Here is a 14,756-nt window from a genome sequence, read left to right as displayed (position 1 = left end):
GGAAGTGAAACGCAGCTGCGCCGATGGTAGTGTGGCCTAAGCCATGCGAGAGTAGGTCATCGCCAGGGTTTATACCCAAAAACCCCGCTGCTCACGCAGCGGGGTTTTTTCTTTGTGCGTCCACACGCCATCACGCCGGTAGGGTCGGTTCCCAAACGACTGCCGATAACGGCGATGGGTGCATTGACGCCGGGGCCCATACCGAAGCGGTGCTTCTGCCGTGCAGAGCCCTCCCCCGTTGATTGCAATGCCATCAACGGGCGCGGGCCGTGCCATGGCAGTCGATCGGGATGCGACCCTACCGGCGCTGTGGCATTCGGGTGCGCTTGGCCCTTGGTAGGGTCGGTTCCCAAACGACTGCCGATAACGGTGGTGGGTGCATTGACGCCGGGACCCGTATCGAAGCGGTGTGCCAACCACGCACAGCCCTCCCCGTTGATTGCAATGCCATCAACGGGCGCGGGCCGTGCAACGGCAGTCGATCGGGATGCGACCCTACCAGCGCGGGTGCCGGCGCGGCGGCATCCGGGTCGTGCATGGCCCCCGGTAGGGTCGGTTCCCAAACGACTGTCGATAACGGCGATGGGTGCTTTGACGCCGGGGCCCCTATCGAAGCGATGCCCCAGCTGCACAGAGCCCTCTCCGGTGATTGCAATGCCATCACCGAACGCGGGCCGTGCAATGGCAGTCGATCGGGATGCGACCCTACCAGCGCGGGTGCCGCCGCGGCGGCATCCGGGTCGCGCATGGCCCCCGGTAGGGTCGGTTCCCAAACGACTGCCGATAACGGCGGTGGGTGCATTGACGCAGTGGCCCAGGCCGAAATGGTGCCCAGCCACATAGAGCCTTCCCCGATGATTGCACTGCCATCAACGGGCGCGGGCCGTGCAACGGCAATCGATCGGGATGCGACCCTACCAGCGCGGGGTGCCGGCGCGGCGGCATTTCAATCGGCCGCTTTTCGCTTTGGTGCGGCAGGCCGCTCAGCCGCCCGTTCCTTGCCTCCGGCCTGCAGGCCGCACTACGGCAGACCTCACACCGGTTGCCCATGATGGCGGAATACCGCTACCGCGGCGGTCAGCGCTTCGGCCTGGCCTTCGAGCAGGCGGGCCGCTGCACTGGCTTCCTCGACCAGCGCCGCGTTCTGCTGGGTGGCGTCGTCCATCTGGGCGACGGTCTGGTTGACCTGGTCGATGCCGGCGGCCTGTTCCTGCGAGGCTGAGGAGATCTCGGCCATGATGCCGCTGACGCCGGCAACGCTGCTGACGATCTCCTGCATGGTCTGCCCGGCATCCTGCACCAGGCGCGCGCCTTCGGCCACCTGGGTCACCGACGCGTCGACCAGCTGCTTGATCTCCCTGGCGGCATCGGCCGAACGCTGCGCCAGGCTGCGTACTTCACTGGCCACCACGGCAAACCCACGGCCCTGTTCGCCGGCACGCGCGGCCTCCACCGCCGCATTGAGGGCGAGGATATTGGTCTGGAAGGCGATGCCGTCGATCACTCCGGTGATGTCGCCGATCCGCCGCGAGGCGTTCTGGATCGCTTCCATGGTGGTCACCACCTGGCCGACCACCAGGCTGCCGCGGCTGGCCACCTGCTGCGCACCCAGCGCCAGACCGCTGGCCTGGCGCGCATGTTCGGCGTTCTGGCGCACGGTGGAGGTCAGTTCTTCCATCGAGGCGGCGGTCTCCTCCAGGTGCACGGCCTGGCGTTCGGTGCGTTCGGACAGATCACTGTTGCCACTGGCGATCTCGCTGGCGGCCAGTGAGATCGACCCGGTGCATTGGCGGATGCGCTCGACCATGGCGGTCAGCTGCTCGGCGGTGGCGTTGGCGTCGCGCTGCATGGCCGCGAACGAACCGGCGAAATCGCCCTGCATGCGCTGGCCCAGGTCGCCATCGGCCAGTGCCGAGAGGACCCGGCGCACCTCGTCGATGGTGCCACCGACGCTGTCCAGCAGTTGGTTGATGCCGCCGGTGAGACCGTCCAGGAAGCTGGCGCCGTCATTGCCCGGCGGCAGGCGGCGGTCCAGGTCGCCCTTGGCGGCGGCGGCGACAATCCCGGCCACCGCGGTTTCCAGCTGCAGCTCCTGGGTGCGGTCGTGCCATTCCACCGCAAAGCCCAGGCGCTGCCCGTGCGCGTCGAAAACCGGGGTGACCACCTGGGCGAAATGCACCGGGCCGATCCGCACCCGACCGTGATGGGTCCGGGTCAAGGTGTTGAGGATGCCGCGGATGCGCTCGGGGCTGACGTGGAAGCGATGGATGCTGCTGCCGACCAGGCGTTCGGCATCGAAGTCGGGGAACGCCTGGCGCAGGTTGTCCTGCTGGTTGCGCAGCAGCGCGACCACCGACTGGTTCACGTAGCGGATCACATGCTCGTTGTCGGCGATCATCATCGCGGTGCGCGAGACATCCAGCGCCAGCCGGACCTGGGCGTCTTCGCGGTGCCCGGCATCGGCCTGCACATGCAGCTGCGCGTGGGCCGCGGCACTGGCGGCAGCCTGTTGCAACTGCCGCTGCAGGGCCAGCACATGGCGGCGCTGGCGGCGCGCGAGCGCACACAGCAGGGCGCTGGTCACGGCAACGGCGAGCAGCGGCCAGGCCTGCCGCTGCCACAGCGCGGCGATCCCGCAGATGCTCAACAGCGCGGCGGCCAGGACCAGGTACAGCGTATCGATGCGGTTGGCTGACGTGGCCGGCGGGGCGACGTCGACGCGATCGGGCGGACGGGACGGGGCGTTGGGGATGGCAGACATGACGACTCCAGGATCAGCAGGAAACAGCGGGGCCGGCCGCGCAGGCGGACAGGCCGGTGCCGCGCCGGACACCGTCGATGCGGTGGGCGTTGCAGCGGAAAGGGAAGACATTCCAGGCGGCGTGGGGTGAACACACGCCGCAGTGCCGCGTCGGCGGTGGCGATCACCGCCGGCATGGCCCGGTCCTGTGGGCGATGGCACGGCCAATACGGCATTGCAACGACGTTCCTGGAAGCCTGGGGTGATGCGCGGCTTCGCAACGGCGGAGCAAGCGACGACACAGGCCGGGTCCACCAGCCTGCATCAACGGTATCGGTACAAACCTGCGGAAATGGAGTGCGACACGATGTCGCAGCGCTACCTTGGGAACGCGCTGCGCGGCTATCCGGCGAGGAAGCCGCTGATCACCGTGGCACCCTGCTGCGGATGTTCCATGTGCAGGTGGTGGGTGCCGGGGAATACCGCCAACCGGCCGTCGCGCAGCAACCCGATGCGCTGGCTGCGCAGCGGCTCGGGATAGTACGACTGCGCCGGCGTGGCGTAGATCACCTGGGTGGGGCATTCGATCGCCGCCAGCAGGTCGTCGATCTGCGCCTCGCTCAGGCGCATGGCGGTGGGCAGCATCAGCCGCGGATCGCTGCACCAGCTGTAGCCGCCGGCGACCGGCTTGACCCCGCGTTCGACCAGCAGGCGTGCGCAGGGCTCGCTGAGCTGGTTGGCCATCATCCGTGCCCGGATCGGCGCGACCAGGTCGGGGAACACGCGCAGGTTGCGGCCGGGCAGCGCCCGCGCGGCGCGCACGTGTTCGCGCAGGCGTTGCGCGGTTTCGTTCTCGGGCCCGCGCAGGCCGCCGAGGGCCTCGATCGCCACCAGCCGTTCGATCCGCTCCGGTGCCGCGGCGGCGACCAGGCTGGCGATGCCGGCGCCCATCGAGTGGCCGAGCAGGCAGAAGCGGTCCCAGCCCAGCGCATCGGCCACGTCCAGCACGTGGCAGAGGGCGCCGGGGGTGTTGTATTGCGCGCCCGGCGGCAGGTGCGCGCTGTGGCCATGGCCGGGCAGGTCGATCGCCACCAGGTCCAGCGCCGGCAGCTGCGCGGCCAGCGGCACGAAGCTGGCCGCGTTGTCGAGCCAGCCGTGCAGGGCCAGCACGCGCAGGCCGCCGGGGTGTGCCGCGCGCAGGCCGGCGACGGTGCTGCCGGCCACGGTCAGCTCGAATGGCTGCAGGGTCATGCCAGTGCCGCGATGCTCAGCCGCGACAGCGCCAGCGCGTGTTCGGGGGCATCGTTGAGGCAGGGGATGTAGCGCATCTGCGCGCCACGCTGGGCGACCGTTTCGGTGAAGCCCAGCGCCACTTCCTCCAGGGTTTCCAGGCAGTCGGTGGCAAAACCCGGGCAGACCACGTCGATCTTCCGCACGCCGCTTTCGGCCAAGGCCCACAGGGTCGGTTCGGCATAGGGCTGCAGCCATTTTTCGCGGCCGAAACGCGACTGGTAGGTCAGCTGCCAGGCATCGTCGGCCAGTTCCAGCGCCTGTGCGATCGCCCGGGCGCTGGCCTCGCAGCGTTGCGGGTACGGGTCGCCGGCGTCGGCCAGGCGCTGCGGGATGCCGTGGAAGGAGAACACCAGCTTTTCGCCGCGGCCGTGCTGCTGCCACCACTGGCCGATGCTGGCGGCCACCGCCGCCACCCAGTCCGGGTCGACCGCGTAGTCGCGCACCAGGGTGACGGTGACCGCCGGATGCCGGGGCTGCCAATCGCGGACCTGGTCCTCGATCGAGGCGGTGGTGGTGGTCGAATACTGCGGGTACAGCGGCAGCACCACGATCCGGCGCATGCCTTCGGCGGCCAGCCGGTCCAGTTCGGCGGTCAGCGCCGGGGCGCCGTAACGCATCGCATGGCGCACCTGCAGGTTCGGCATCAGCGCCTGCATGGCCTGCGCCAGGCGGCGGGTATACACCATCAGCGGCGAGCCGTCGGGCAGCCAGACCTGGGCGTACTTGGCCGCCGAACGGCTGCTGCGCAGCGGCAGGATCAGCCCGTACAGCAGCGGTTTCCACAGCAGCGGCGGAATGGCGACCACGCGCGGGTCGGTGAGGAATTCGGCCAGGTAGCGACGCACCGCCGGAGCGGTTGGCGTCTCGGGCGTGCCTAGATTGACCGCCAGCACGGCGGTGTCGGGTGCGTCGAGCATGGGCCATTCTCGCAGGTCTGCGCGATTGGTGGGATGGAATGAGTTGGTGGTAGTCATCTATTCGATGTATCAATAGACGGCATCACTCATTGCCGATTCATCCCAAGCCTTCTAATTTCGAACCAGTGCATCGTTCCCCAAGGGAGCGGTGCGGCTGCTTTCCTGCATTATCTTTGTCTGCCTCGACTTCTGGAGCCACCATGCGCCGCCTGAGCCTAGTACTGCTGATCTCCGCCAGCCTGTTGCTGTCGACCCAGGCGATCGCCGGGCCACAGGAAGACCAGCGCGCCCGCAATGCGGTGCGCGTGCTGAATGAAATCCAGGATATGCCTGAACAGGGCATTCCGGACAAGTTGCTGGATGAAGGCCGCGCAATCGTTGTCATTCCCGACACGATCAAGGCGGGCCTGGTGATTGGCGGGCGCCGTGGCCATGGCCTGATGTCGGTCAAGAACCCCGACGGCAGCTGGTCCAACCCGGTGTTCGTCAAGCTCACCGGGGGCAGCATCGGCTTCCAGGCCGGTGTGCAGTCCTCCGACGTGGTGCTGGTGTTCCGCAACGACCGCAGCCTGGACAACCTGGTCAACGGCAAGTTCACCCTGGGCGCCGATGCCGGGGTGGCCGCCGGTCCGGTCGGGCGCAATGCCGCTGCCGCCACCGATGGCCAGCTGAAGGCCGAAATCTGGTCGTGGTCGCGCGCGCGCGGGCTGTTTGCCGGTGTCGCGCTGGACGGCGCGGTGCTGCAGATCGACGATGCCGCCAATCTGGACGCCTACGGCAGCAATACCACGCCGCGGATGGTGTTCGAGGGGCGAGTCGGCGAACCGCCGTCGATCGACGTGGTCGCCTTCCGCGACCGCCTGGAAGAAGCCACCTACAGCGCCCGCGAGAAGCGCGGCACCGCCGGCAACGCGCCGCCGCCGGCCGCGCGTTCGGCCGCCCCGGCCGCTGCCCCGGAAGTAGCTGAACAGGCAGCGGGGACCGGCGCGACCACCGCGCCGCTGCAGGCCGTGCCGGCCGCCCAGGCGCCGGCGCAGCAGCAGGGCTTCCAGCCGGTTGGCGAAGGTGAGGTCCGGACTGAATCGCTGGACGGCAACTGACTTTCGTCACGCGCGCCGACCTGTGGCCGGTGCGCTATGCTCAACTGTCTGATCACTACGCAACGCGAGCAGCTCATGGGCAGTTTCAGCATCTGGCATTGGTTGGTCGTGCTGGTCATCGTTCTGCTGGTGTTCGGCACCAAGAAGTTGACCAGCGGCGCCAAGGACCTTGGCAGCGCCGTCAAGGAATTCAAGAAGGGCATGCACGACGAGGACAAGCCGAACGCGCAGCTCGGCGACAGCTCGCGCCCGCAGGACTCGACGACCACGTCGCAGACCGAGCACGACCGCGACCCGCGCTGATCTGGAGCGCGTGGCGTGTTCGATATCGGCTTCAGTGAGCTGCTGCTGATCGCGGTGGTGGCGCTGGTGGTGCTCGGCCCCGAACGCCTGCCCAAGGCGGCGCGGTTTGCCGGGTTGTGGGTACGCCGTGCGCGCAGCCAGTGGGATTCGGTGAAGCAGGAGCTGGAACGCGAGCTGCACGCCGACGAGATCAAGCGCCAGTTCCGCGATGTGCAGGCTTCGGTGCAGGACACCGAAGCGCAGCTGCGTGCCAGCGGTGAAGCGATGCGCCGCGAGGCCGAGCAGCTGCGCCAAGGCGTGGTGCGCGATGCAGATGCGGCCGCCGTCGACGCCGATGCCGATGCGCCGGTGATGACCGGTCCGGCCCCCGGTTCGCCGGCCAGCGTGGCCCAGCATGTACTGGCCGAGCAGGCCGAGCCGCGCGACGCGATGGCCCCGCCGGGCATCGACGGCGCCGCGCCGCGCGCGGCCGCGGAGGACGCGCACCCGCCGACAGCGCCGGACCCTGCCCGGCTGGCCCCGCCGCCCGGCGGGGAAGCACCGCGATGAGCGAACACGACACCCCGGAAAGCTCGCTGGTAGAGCACCTGATCGAACTGCGCGCGCGCCTGGTGCGCGCCATCGTCGGCCTGCTAGTGGTGCTGCTGGGGCTGCTGCCGTTCTCGCGGAAAATCTATACCTGGCTGGCCGAGCCGCTGATCTCGCAGCTGCCCAACGGGCAGACCATGATTGCGACCAATCCGGCCGGGGCGTTCTTTGCGCCGTTGAAGCTGACCTTCTTCGTGGCGCTGTTCGTGGCGGTGCCGTGGCTGCTGTACCAGCTGTGGGCGTTCGTGGCGCCGGGGCTGTATGCACGCGAGAAGCGCCTGGCGGTGCCGCTGCTGGCCTCCTCGGTGCTGCTGTTCTACCTGGGCTGTGCGTTCGCCTACTTCCTGGTGCTGCCGGCGGTCTTCCATTTCCTGACCACGTTCCGCCCGGAGGTGATTGCGATCACGCCGGATGCGAATGCGTACCTGGATTTCGTGCTGGCGATCTTCTTCGCGTTCGGCACCAGTTTCGAGTTGCCGGTGGCGATGGTGATCCTGGTGCTGATGGGCTGGGTGACGCCGCAGCAGTTCAAAGAAAGCCGTGGTTATGCGGTGGTAGGCATTTTCATCGTGGCCGCGGTGCTGACCCCGCCGGACGTGGTGTCGCAGTTGCTGCTGGCCATCCCGATGTGCCTGCTCTACGAGCTGGGGATCCACGCGGCAAGGTGGCTGGTTCCGCGCCCCGGCGGGAAAGAACAGCCGCAGTGACCAACGCGACGCCGCGCCATGGTGGCAAAGAGCAGCCGCATTGACGAACGCGTCGCCACGCGCCCGTTGTTCACCGACGCCCGTAACACCGCTTGAAACAACGATACCTGGCCGTAGCGCCGGGCTCTGCCCGGCTGCCGTTGCCTTCCATCATGCAGGAGCAGCCGGGCAGAGCCCGGCGCTACGAACCACAGCGCCGCGAAACTAAAACCCCGGCTCTCGCCGGGGTTTTCTGCTTTTCGGTCAGGCCGCGAACACGTTGTCCGGACTGGGGGCGGTCGGCGGTGGGGTGCGGCCGCGGTGGGCGAACATCTGCTTCCACGCCGCGTATACCGCGCCGACATACAACGGCATGATCACCGTGGTGACCGCCAGCTGCATCACGAACGCCGCCGCGCCCATGCCGCCGACCAGCATTGCCACCTGCATCAGGATCAGCATCAGCACGTACAGGCAGACCGCGGCGATCAGGCCCAGCAGCATGAACACCGCCATTGCGCCGAAGTTCTCGATGCAGCCCTGCAGGCTCATGCGCAGCGCATGCATGCCGCTCTGGCGGTCGAACACCACCAGCGCCGGCTGCGCGAACATGGCCATGCTCAATGCCACGAACGTGGCAAACACGATCAGCAGCCACAGCATGATGCGCTTGACCGGCACGTTGGCCATCAGCGCCAGGGTTTCGTCCTGGCTGAGCTGCCGGCCGGACTGCTGCAGGGCCTGCACCTTGTGGATCAGGTCGGTGAAGGCGCTGAAGCCCTGGCTGCCGATCAGGGTGAACAGCAGGGTGCCCAGCGCGATCACCGCGATCAGCTGGATCGCCAGCGGCACCAGCAGGTGGCTGACGCGGCGGTCGCGGATCGGCTGCAGCAGGTGGGTGGGCAACGCCCGGCGGCCCTGGTCGATCTCGCTCACCGCCCACAGCATGCCGCCGAAGATCAGCGGGCCCACCGCCAGCGACAGCAGCTGCACCAGCAGCCCCAGCCAGCCCGGCAGCAGCTGGGCCAGTACCAGGATCAGCGAGCTGGCCAGCATGCCGATCACGCCCAGTACCGCCAACTGCATCGGCGCACGGGCATACAGGGAAAACGCGTCCAGCAGCCATTGGGCGCCAGCAGAGGCCGGCAGCTTGCGAATCTCGCTCATACCATTCCGAAACAGGGGAGGGGCGCAGGCGCCCCGAATGCGATCGATTATCCCTGTTTTCCCTGCGCGCCACCTGAAGCCCGGCACGCGCGGCCGGGACGCTGTGTCGTGGCGGCCGGCTCAGGCGTCGCGGGCCTGGCGCACGAAGCGGCGCAGCAGCTGGCGTGCCAGCGGGGCCGCACTGACCGCGCGCGCCACGCTGCGCGCGCAGCCGCCGTGGCGGCCGATGCACTCGGCGCGGGCGCGCACGTAGCCGCGCATGTGGTGGGTGGCGAACTCCGGATGGAACTGCACCCCCCAGGCCTGCCGGCCCCAGCGGAAGGCGTGGCAGTTGTCCTGCGCCGAGCGCGCCAGGATGGCCGCCCCGTCCGGTGCGCGCACCACCGTCTGCAGGTGGGTGGCGTGGGCCGGGAACCGCGTGGGCAGGCCGGCGAACAGCGGATCGGTACTGGCCGAGGGGTCCAGCGCCAGCTCGATGGTGCCCGACTCGCGCCCGGCCGGGTTGTAGGCCACCTCGCCGCCCAGCGCATGCGCCAGCAGCTGGTGCCCGTAGCAGATGCCGAACACCGGCCGGCCGGCGTGGGCGGCGTCGTGCAGCCAGCGGGCACTGCGCTCGCTCCAGTCGGCGTGGTCGGTGACGAGGGCGGCCGAACCGGTGACGATCACCCCGGCGAACCGGCGGTGGTCGGGCAGCGCGCCGCCATGTTCGACATCGACCACCACCGTTTCGTCGGCATCCAGCCCGGCGGCGACCCGGATCCAATGCGGGAACCGCCCGTAGCGGCGCAGCGAGGCGACCGGCTGGCCGGTTTCAAGAATCAGGAACGGGGCGGAATTCATCCGGGGGCGGCAGCACTGAAAGGACTTCCTCGATTGTAGTCAGCCCTGCGGCCACTTTTTCAAGTCCCGCGCGGCGCAGGGTACGTACCCCTTCGGCACGTGCGGCGCGGTTGAAAGCGGCCAGATCCATGTCCGCGCGGATCAGCCCGCGCAGGCGCGAGCCCAATGGCAGCAGCTCATACAGGCCTACCCGGCCGAGGTAACCGGTGCGCCGGCAATCGATGCAGCCGGCCGGTGCATATGGCGTGGGTGACTCAGGTAATGCTTCATCGGCATCAGCCAGTGCCGCCCATTGGAGCGCGCTGAGCGGGCGCGGCACCTTGCAGTTCGGGCACAGGGTGCGCACCAGGCGCTGGGCCAGGATGCCGTTGAGGGTGGAGGCCAGCAGGTAGTGCGGCACGCCCAGGTCGAGCAGGCGGGTGATCGCCGAGGGCGCGTCGTTGGTGTGCAGGGTGGACAGCACCAGGTGCCCGGTCAGCGAGGCCTGTACCGCCATCTGCGCGGTTTCCAGGTCGCGGATTTCGCCGATCATGATGATGTCCGGATCCTGCCGCAGCAGGGTGCGCACGCCGCTGGCGAAGTCCAGGTCGATGTTGGTCTGCACCTGCATCTGGTTGAATTCCGGCGCGATCATTTCGATCGGGTCTTCCACCGTGCACACGTTCACTTCCGGCGTGGCCAGCCGCTTGAGGGTGGAATACAGGGTGGTGGTCTTGCCCGAGCCGGTGGGCCCGGTGACCAGCACGATGCCGTGCGGACGCTCGACCAGGGCGCTCCAGCCGGCCGCTTCCTGCGGGCTGAAGCCGAGCTGGTCGATGCTCTTGAACGCCGCATCGGGGTCGAAGATGCGCATCACGCACTTCTCGCCGAACGCGGTGGGCATGGTCGACACGCGCATTTCCACCTCGCGCCCGCCCGGCGAACGGGTCTTGATGCGGCCGTCCTGCGGGCGCCGGCGTTCGCCCAGGTCCATGCGGCCCAGCACCTTGATCCGGCTGACCACCGCGGTCATCACCGCCGGCGGCACTTCGAACACCTTGTGCAGCACCCCGTCGATGCGGAAGCGCATGCGCCCCATGTCGCGGCGCGGCTCCAGGTGGATGTCCGAAGCGCGCTGTTCGTAGGCGTACTGCAGCAGCCAGTCCACGATGTGCACGATGTGCTGGTCATCGGCGTTGACATCGCCGGCACGGCCCAGTTCGACCAGCTGCTCGAAGCTGGGCAAAGTGGCGTTGGCTTCGCCGCGCACGTCGCCGCGCGCGCCGCGCACGGAGCGGGTGACCCCGTAGAACTCCATGGTGTAGCGGTGCAGGTCCAGCGGGTTGACCATGGCCAGTTCGATCCGGCGCCGGGTCAGGTGCTGCAGGTCGCGCAGCCATTCCTGGGCCAGCGGCTCGCTGGTGGCCACCAGCACGCGCTCGGTATCCACCGCCAGCGGCAGGAAGCGGTGGCGGCGGGCATAGGCGTGGGAAACCAGCGAGGTCACCGAAGCCACATCGACCCGGGTCGGATCGACCCGCAGGTAGCGGGTGCCGGTGCGGGCGGCCAGCCATTCGGTCAGCCGCTCCAGGCCCAGCTCGCCACCGCCGGTGGCGGCCAGCTTGAGGTTGGCCAGCAGTACCAGCGGGTGCACTTCGCTGGCGTTGCGCGCGCCCTGGGCGGAGAAGCGGATGCGCTCCAGGTCGGCCTCGGCGACCAGGCCGTCGGCGATCAAGGCCGCCACCACCTGCTCGAAGCCGAGCCGGCCCGGGCGCAGCGGGTCGCCGGTGCCCGGGCCGGGGGCTGTCGCGATTGAAACCGGCGGTCGCTGATCCATCGGCCAAGTCCTTGGGGCGTGCCGGGCACGCAGTAATGGGGTGGTGGCCGGGATACCCGGGGCCGGGCCTGCCCGGCACGTCAAGGCGTGCTGCGGCGGTGACCGGACGAGGTGATCGCGCCATGTTGGCCGCGCCCGGCGGGGGCCGGAAGGCGGCAACGCAGTCGCTGGCTATACTAGCGCACCCCTTCTGCAGGCAAGAATCCGCCGCATGTCCGTCACGAAGAACGTTCCGATCACTTTCCAGGGCCTGATCCAGACCCTCAACCAGTATTGGGCGCAGCAGGGCTGCGTGCTGATCCAGCCGCTGGACCTGGAGGTGGGCGCAGGTACCTTCCACCCGGCCACGTTCCTGCGCTCGATCGGCCCGGAAAGCTGGAATGCCGCGTACGTGCAGCCCTCGCGCCGTCCCACCGACGGCCGCTACGGCGAGAACCCCAACCGCCTGCAGCGGTACTACCAGTACCAGGTGGCGATGAAGCCCAGCCCGGACAACATCCAGCAGCTGTACCTGGATTCACTCAAGGCGCTGGGCATCGACCCGCTGGTGCACGACCTGCGCTTTGTCGAGGACAACTGGGAATCGCCGACCCTGGGCGCCTGGGGGCTGGGCTGGGAAGTGTGGTTGAACGGGATGGAAGTCACCCAGTTCACCTATTTCCAGCAGGCCGGCGGCCTGGAGTGCAAGCCGGTGCTGGGCGAGATCACCTACGGGCTGGAGCGCCTGTGCATGTACCTGCAGAACTGCGACAACGTCTACGACCTGGTCTGGACCTACGGGCCGGACGGCACGCCGGTCACCTACGGCGATGTGTACCTGCAGAACGAGATCGAGCAGAGCACCTACAACTTCGAGTACGCCGACGTGGAGGAAATGTTCCACCGCTTCGACGCCTGCGAGAAGGAAGCGCAGAAGCTGGTCGACGTCGACCTGCCGCTGCCGGCCTACGAGCAGGTGTGCAAGGCCAGCCATGCCTTCAACCTGCTCGATGCGCGCCGCGCGATCAGCGTGACCGAGCGCCAGCGCTACATCCTGCGCGTGCGCGCGCTGGCCCAGGCGGTGGCAAAGCTGTACGAGGCCAAGCGCATCGAAGCGATCGCCGCCAGGGAGGTGCAGGCATGAGCACGATGCGGCCGCTGCTGATTGAACTGGGTACCGAAGAACTGCCGGTGAAGGCGCTGCCGGGCCTGGCCCAGGCCTTCTTCGATGGCGTGGTGGATGGCCTGGCCAAGCGTGGTGTGGCCATCGAGCGTGGCGCTGCCAAGCCGCTGTCGACCCCGCGCCGCCTGGCGGTGCTGCTGCCCGGCGTGGCGGTGGAGCAGCCCGAACAGCACAGCGAAGTGCTGGGCCCGTACCTGAACATCGCGCTGGATGCCGACGGCCAGCCGACCAAGGCGCTGCAGGGTTTTGCGGCCAAGGCCGGAATCGACTGGACCGCGCTGGAACGCACCAGCGATGCCAAGGGCGAGCGCTTCGTACACCGTTCCACCACCCCGGGCGCGCGTACCGCCAGCCTGCTGCCGGAGATCCTGCGCGAGGCGATCGCGGCCATGCCGATCCCCAAGCCGATGCGCTGGGGCAACCATGCCTACGGCTTCGCCCGCCCGGTGCACTGGCTGGTGCTGCTGCACGGCCAGGACATCATCGAGGCCGAGCTGCTGGGCCTGAAGGCCGACCGCATGAGCCGCGGCCATCGCTTCATGCACGACAAGACCGTGTGGCTGTCGTCCCCGGACGACTATGTCAGTTCGCTGCAGGCCGCGTTCGTGCTGGTCGACGCCGACGCGCGCCGTGCGCGCATAGTCGAGCAGGTCAATGCCGAAGCGGCCAGGGCCGGCGGCCAGGCGCGGATCACCGAGGACAACCTGGAACAGGTGGTCAACCTGGTGGAATGGCCGGCACCGGTGCTGTGCAGTTTCGAACGCGAATTCCTGGCGGTGCCGCAGGAAGCGTTGATCGAGACCATGGAAGTCAACCAGAAGTTCTTCCCGGTGCTCGATGCCGGCGGCAAGCTGACCGAGAAGTTCATCGGCATCGCCAACATCGAGTCCAGGGACGTGGCCGAAGTGGCCAAGGGCTACGAGCGGGTAATCCGCCCGCGCTTCTCCGATGCCAAGTTCTTCTTCGACGAGGACCTCAAGCAGGGCCTGGAGGCGATGGGCGACGGCCTGAAGACGGTGACCTACCAGGCCAAGCTGGGCAGCGTGGCCGACAAGGTGGCGCGCGTGGTGGCGCTGGCCGAGGCGATCGCGCCGCAGGTGGGTGCCGATCCGGTGCTGGCCAGGCGTGCCGCGCTGCTGGCCAAGAACGATCTGCAGTCGCGCATGGTCAACGAGTTCCCGGAGCTGCAGGGCATCGCCGGCCGCCATTACGCGCTGACCGGCGGCGAATCGCCGGAGGTGGCGCTGGCCATCGACGAGGCCTACCAGCCGCGCTTCGCCGGCGATGACATCGCCTTGTCGCCGCTGGGCAAGGTGCTGGCGATCGCCGAGCGCCTGGACACGCTGGCCGGCGGTTTCGCCGCGGGCCTGAAGCCGACCGGCAACAAGGACCCGTTCGCGCTGCGCCGCAATGCGCTGGGGTTGGCGCGGACGGTGATCGAGTCCGGTTTCGATCTTGACCTGCGCGCGCTGCTCACCACCGCCTTGGCCGGTCTGCCGGCAGGCGTGCAGCCCAGTGCCGAGCGCAAGAGCGAGGCGCTGCCGCAGGAGCTGTACGACTTCGTGATCGACCGCCTGCGCGGCTACTACGCCGACAAGGGCGTGCCGGCCACGCATTTCAACGCGGTGGCCGAACTGAAGCCGGCTTCGCTGTATGACTTCGACCGCCGCATCGATGCGATCGGCATCTTCGCCGCGTTGCCCGAAGCCGAAGCGCTGGCTGCGGCCAACAAGCGCATCCGCAACATCCTGCGCAAGGCCGAGGGCGACATTCCCGGCGAGGTCGATCCGGCGCTGCTGGCCGAACCGGCCGAGAGTGCGCTGGCCGAGGCGGTGGAAGCGGCCATCGACGACAGCAATGCCAGTCTGCACCAGAAGGACTACGTCAGCGTGCTGAACCGGCTGGCCCGGCTGCGCCCGCAGGTGGATGCGTTCTTCGATGCGGTGATGGTCAATGCCGAGGACCCGGCGCTGCGGGCCAACCGCCTGGCCTTGCTCAAGCGCCTGGGCGAGCGCCTGGGCAGCGTGGCGGCGATCGAGCACCTGTCCAGCTGACCTGGGCCCGGTGGCGGCCGTGACCGGCTGCCACCGGGCGTGCTTCCACCGGGCGTGTCGCCGGGCCCCGCGGCGCGCGCGCCGCCGGCC

Annotated in this window: 12 protein-coding genes; 6 read left to right on the top strand and 6 right to left on the bottom strand. The window is 68.7% G+C overall.

The genetic code is table 11. The features are described 5' to 3' along the window. Positions 1-1,033: 1,033 nt before the first annotated feature. The 3 genes from IC535_RS14275 to hemH all read right to left on the bottom strand — a co-directional run bounded on the left by IC535_RS14275 (position 1,034) and on the right by hemH (position 4,950). Positions 1,034-2,761 carry a methyl-accepting chemotaxis protein gene (locus IC535_RS14275; protein WP_306433105.1) on the bottom strand — a complete coding sequence of 576 codons (1,728 nt, stop codon included), beginning with the start codon at positions 2,759-2,761 and terminating at the stop codon, positions 1,034-1,036. A 381-nt stretch (positions 2,762-3,142) separates the two neighbouring features. Continuing rightward, on the bottom strand, positions 3,143-3,991 hold the full coding sequence (locus IC535_RS14270) for an alpha/beta fold hydrolase (RefSeq protein WP_228887105.1): 849 nt from the start codon (positions 3,989-3,991) through the stop codon (positions 3,143-3,145). After that, positions 3,988-4,950: a ferrochelatase gene (gene hemH, locus IC535_RS14265; RefSeq protein ID WP_228887104.1), complete on the bottom strand. Its 963-nt coding sequence runs from the start codon at positions 4,948-4,950 to the stop codon at positions 3,988-3,990. Before hemH ends, IC535_RS14270 begins: the two co-directional genes overlap by 4 nt. A 200-nt stretch (positions 4,951-5,150) precedes the next feature. On the opposite strand from hemH, the gene IC535_RS14260 reads away from it, so the two are divergent. From IC535_RS14260 to tatC, 4 genes are all read left to right on the top strand, one after another. Further along, a complete protein-coding gene (locus IC535_RS14260; RefSeq protein ID WP_228887103.1) occupies positions 5,151-6,050 on the top strand; it encodes a lipid-binding SYLF domain-containing protein in 900 nt (299 codons plus the stop codon). A gap of 75 nt (positions 6,051-6,125) precedes the next feature. Beyond that, positions 6,126-6,353, top strand: coding sequence for a Sec-independent protein translocase subunit TatA (gene tatA, locus IC535_RS14255; RefSeq protein ID WP_228887110.1), 228 nt, complete (start codon positions 6,126-6,128; stop codon positions 6,351-6,353). Positions 6,354-6,368: 15 nt separating this feature from the next. Continuing rightward, complete coding sequence (gene tatB, locus IC535_RS14250) at positions 6,369-6,902, top strand: Sec-independent protein translocase protein TatB (protein ID WP_228887102.1); 534 nt, start codon at positions 6,369-6,371, stop codon at positions 6,900-6,902. Next, on the top strand, positions 6,899-7,648 hold the full coding sequence (tatC, locus tag IC535_RS14245; protein WP_228887101.1) for a twin-arginine translocase subunit TatC: 750 nt from the start codon (positions 6,899-6,901) through the stop codon (positions 7,646-7,648). Before tatB ends, tatC begins: the two co-directional genes overlap by 4 nt. A gap of 243 nt (positions 7,649-7,891) precedes the next feature. Here tatC and IC535_RS14240 read toward each other — a convergent pair whose 3' ends face one another. From IC535_RS14240 to IC535_RS14230, 3 genes are all read right to left on the bottom strand, one after another. Further along, entirely contained in the window at positions 7,892-8,794 is a 903-nt protein-coding gene (locus IC535_RS14240) for a BPSS1780 family membrane protein (RefSeq protein WP_228887100.1), read from the bottom strand. Positions 8,795-8,914: 120 nt separating this feature from the next. Beyond that, positions 8,915-9,634 (bottom strand): glutamine amidotransferase, encoded by a 720-nt coding sequence (locus IC535_RS14235; protein WP_228887099.1) that lies wholly within the window; start codon positions 9,632-9,634, stop codon positions 8,915-8,917. Continuing rightward, complete coding sequence (locus IC535_RS14230; protein WP_228887098.1) at positions 9,606-11,450, bottom strand: GspE/PulE family protein; 1,845 nt, start codon at positions 11,448-11,450, stop codon at positions 9,606-9,608. The genes IC535_RS14235 and IC535_RS14230 overlap by 29 nt, the downstream gene beginning before the upstream one ends. Before the next feature lie 211 nt (positions 11,451-11,661). Between IC535_RS14230 and glyQ the strand changes: the two genes are divergently transcribed. Together glyQ and glyS are read left to right on the top strand one after the other, a co-directional pair. After that, entirely contained in the window at positions 11,662-12,573 is a 912-nt protein-coding gene (gene glyQ, locus IC535_RS14225) for a glycine--tRNA ligase subunit alpha (RefSeq protein ID WP_228887097.1), read from the top strand. After that, on the top strand, positions 12,570-14,666 hold the full coding sequence (gene glyS, locus IC535_RS14220) for a glycine--tRNA ligase subunit beta (protein ID WP_228887096.1): 2,097 nt from the start codon (positions 12,570-12,572) through the stop codon (positions 14,664-14,666). Before glyQ ends, glyS begins: the two co-directional genes overlap by 4 nt. Positions 14,667-14,756: the final 90 nt, after the last annotated feature.

Source organism: Stenotrophomonas rhizophila, from assembly GCF_020857975.1.
GTDB classification, from domain to species: Bacteria; Pseudomonadota; Gammaproteobacteria; order Xanthomonadales; family Xanthomonadaceae; genus Stenotrophomonas; species Stenotrophomonas rhizophila_C.
This window is presented reverse-complemented; position numbering and strand designations above follow the sequence as displayed.

Bases quoted from the DNA above. Each gene is read 5' to 3' on its own strand.
- hemH (WP_228887104.1), bottom strand. From the start codon at position 4,950: ATGCTCGACGCACCCGACACCGCCGTGCTGGCGGTCAATCTAGGCACG.
- IC535_RS14270 (WP_228887105.1), bottom strand. From the start codon at position 3,991: ATGACCCTGCAGCCATTCGAGCTGACCGTGGCCGGCAGCACCGTCGCC.
- IC535_RS14230 (WP_228887098.1), bottom strand. From the start codon at position 11,450: ATGGATCAGCGACCGCCGGTTTCAATCGCGACAGCCCCCGGCCCGGGC.
- glyS (WP_228887096.1), top strand. From the start codon at position 12,570: ATGAGCACGATGCGGCCGCTGCTGATTGAACTGGGTACCGAAGAACTG.
- IC535_RS14275 (WP_306433105.1), bottom strand. From the start codon at position 2,761: ATGTCTGCCATCCCCAACGCCCCGTCCCGTCCGCCCGATCGCGTCGAC.
- IC535_RS14235 (WP_228887099.1), bottom strand. From the start codon at position 9,634: ATGAATTCCGCCCCGTTCCTGATTCTTGAAACCGGCCAGCCGGTCGCC.
- IC535_RS14260 (WP_228887103.1), top strand. From the start codon at position 5,151: ATGCGCCGCCTGAGCCTAGTACTGCTGATCTCCGCCAGCCTGTTGCTG.
- tatC (WP_228887101.1), top strand. From the start codon at position 6,899: ATGAGCGAACACGACACCCCGGAAAGCTCGCTGGTAGAGCACCTGATC.
- glyQ (WP_228887097.1), top strand. From the start codon at position 11,662: ATGTCCGTCACGAAGAACGTTCCGATCACTTTCCAGGGCCTGATCCAG.
- tatA (WP_228887110.1), top strand. From the start codon at position 6,126: ATGGGCAGTTTCAGCATCTGGCATTGGTTGGTCGTGCTGGTCATCGTT.
- IC535_RS14240 (WP_228887100.1), bottom strand. From the start codon at position 8,794: ATGAGCGAGATTCGCAAGCTGCCGGCCTCTGCTGGCGCCCAATGGCTG.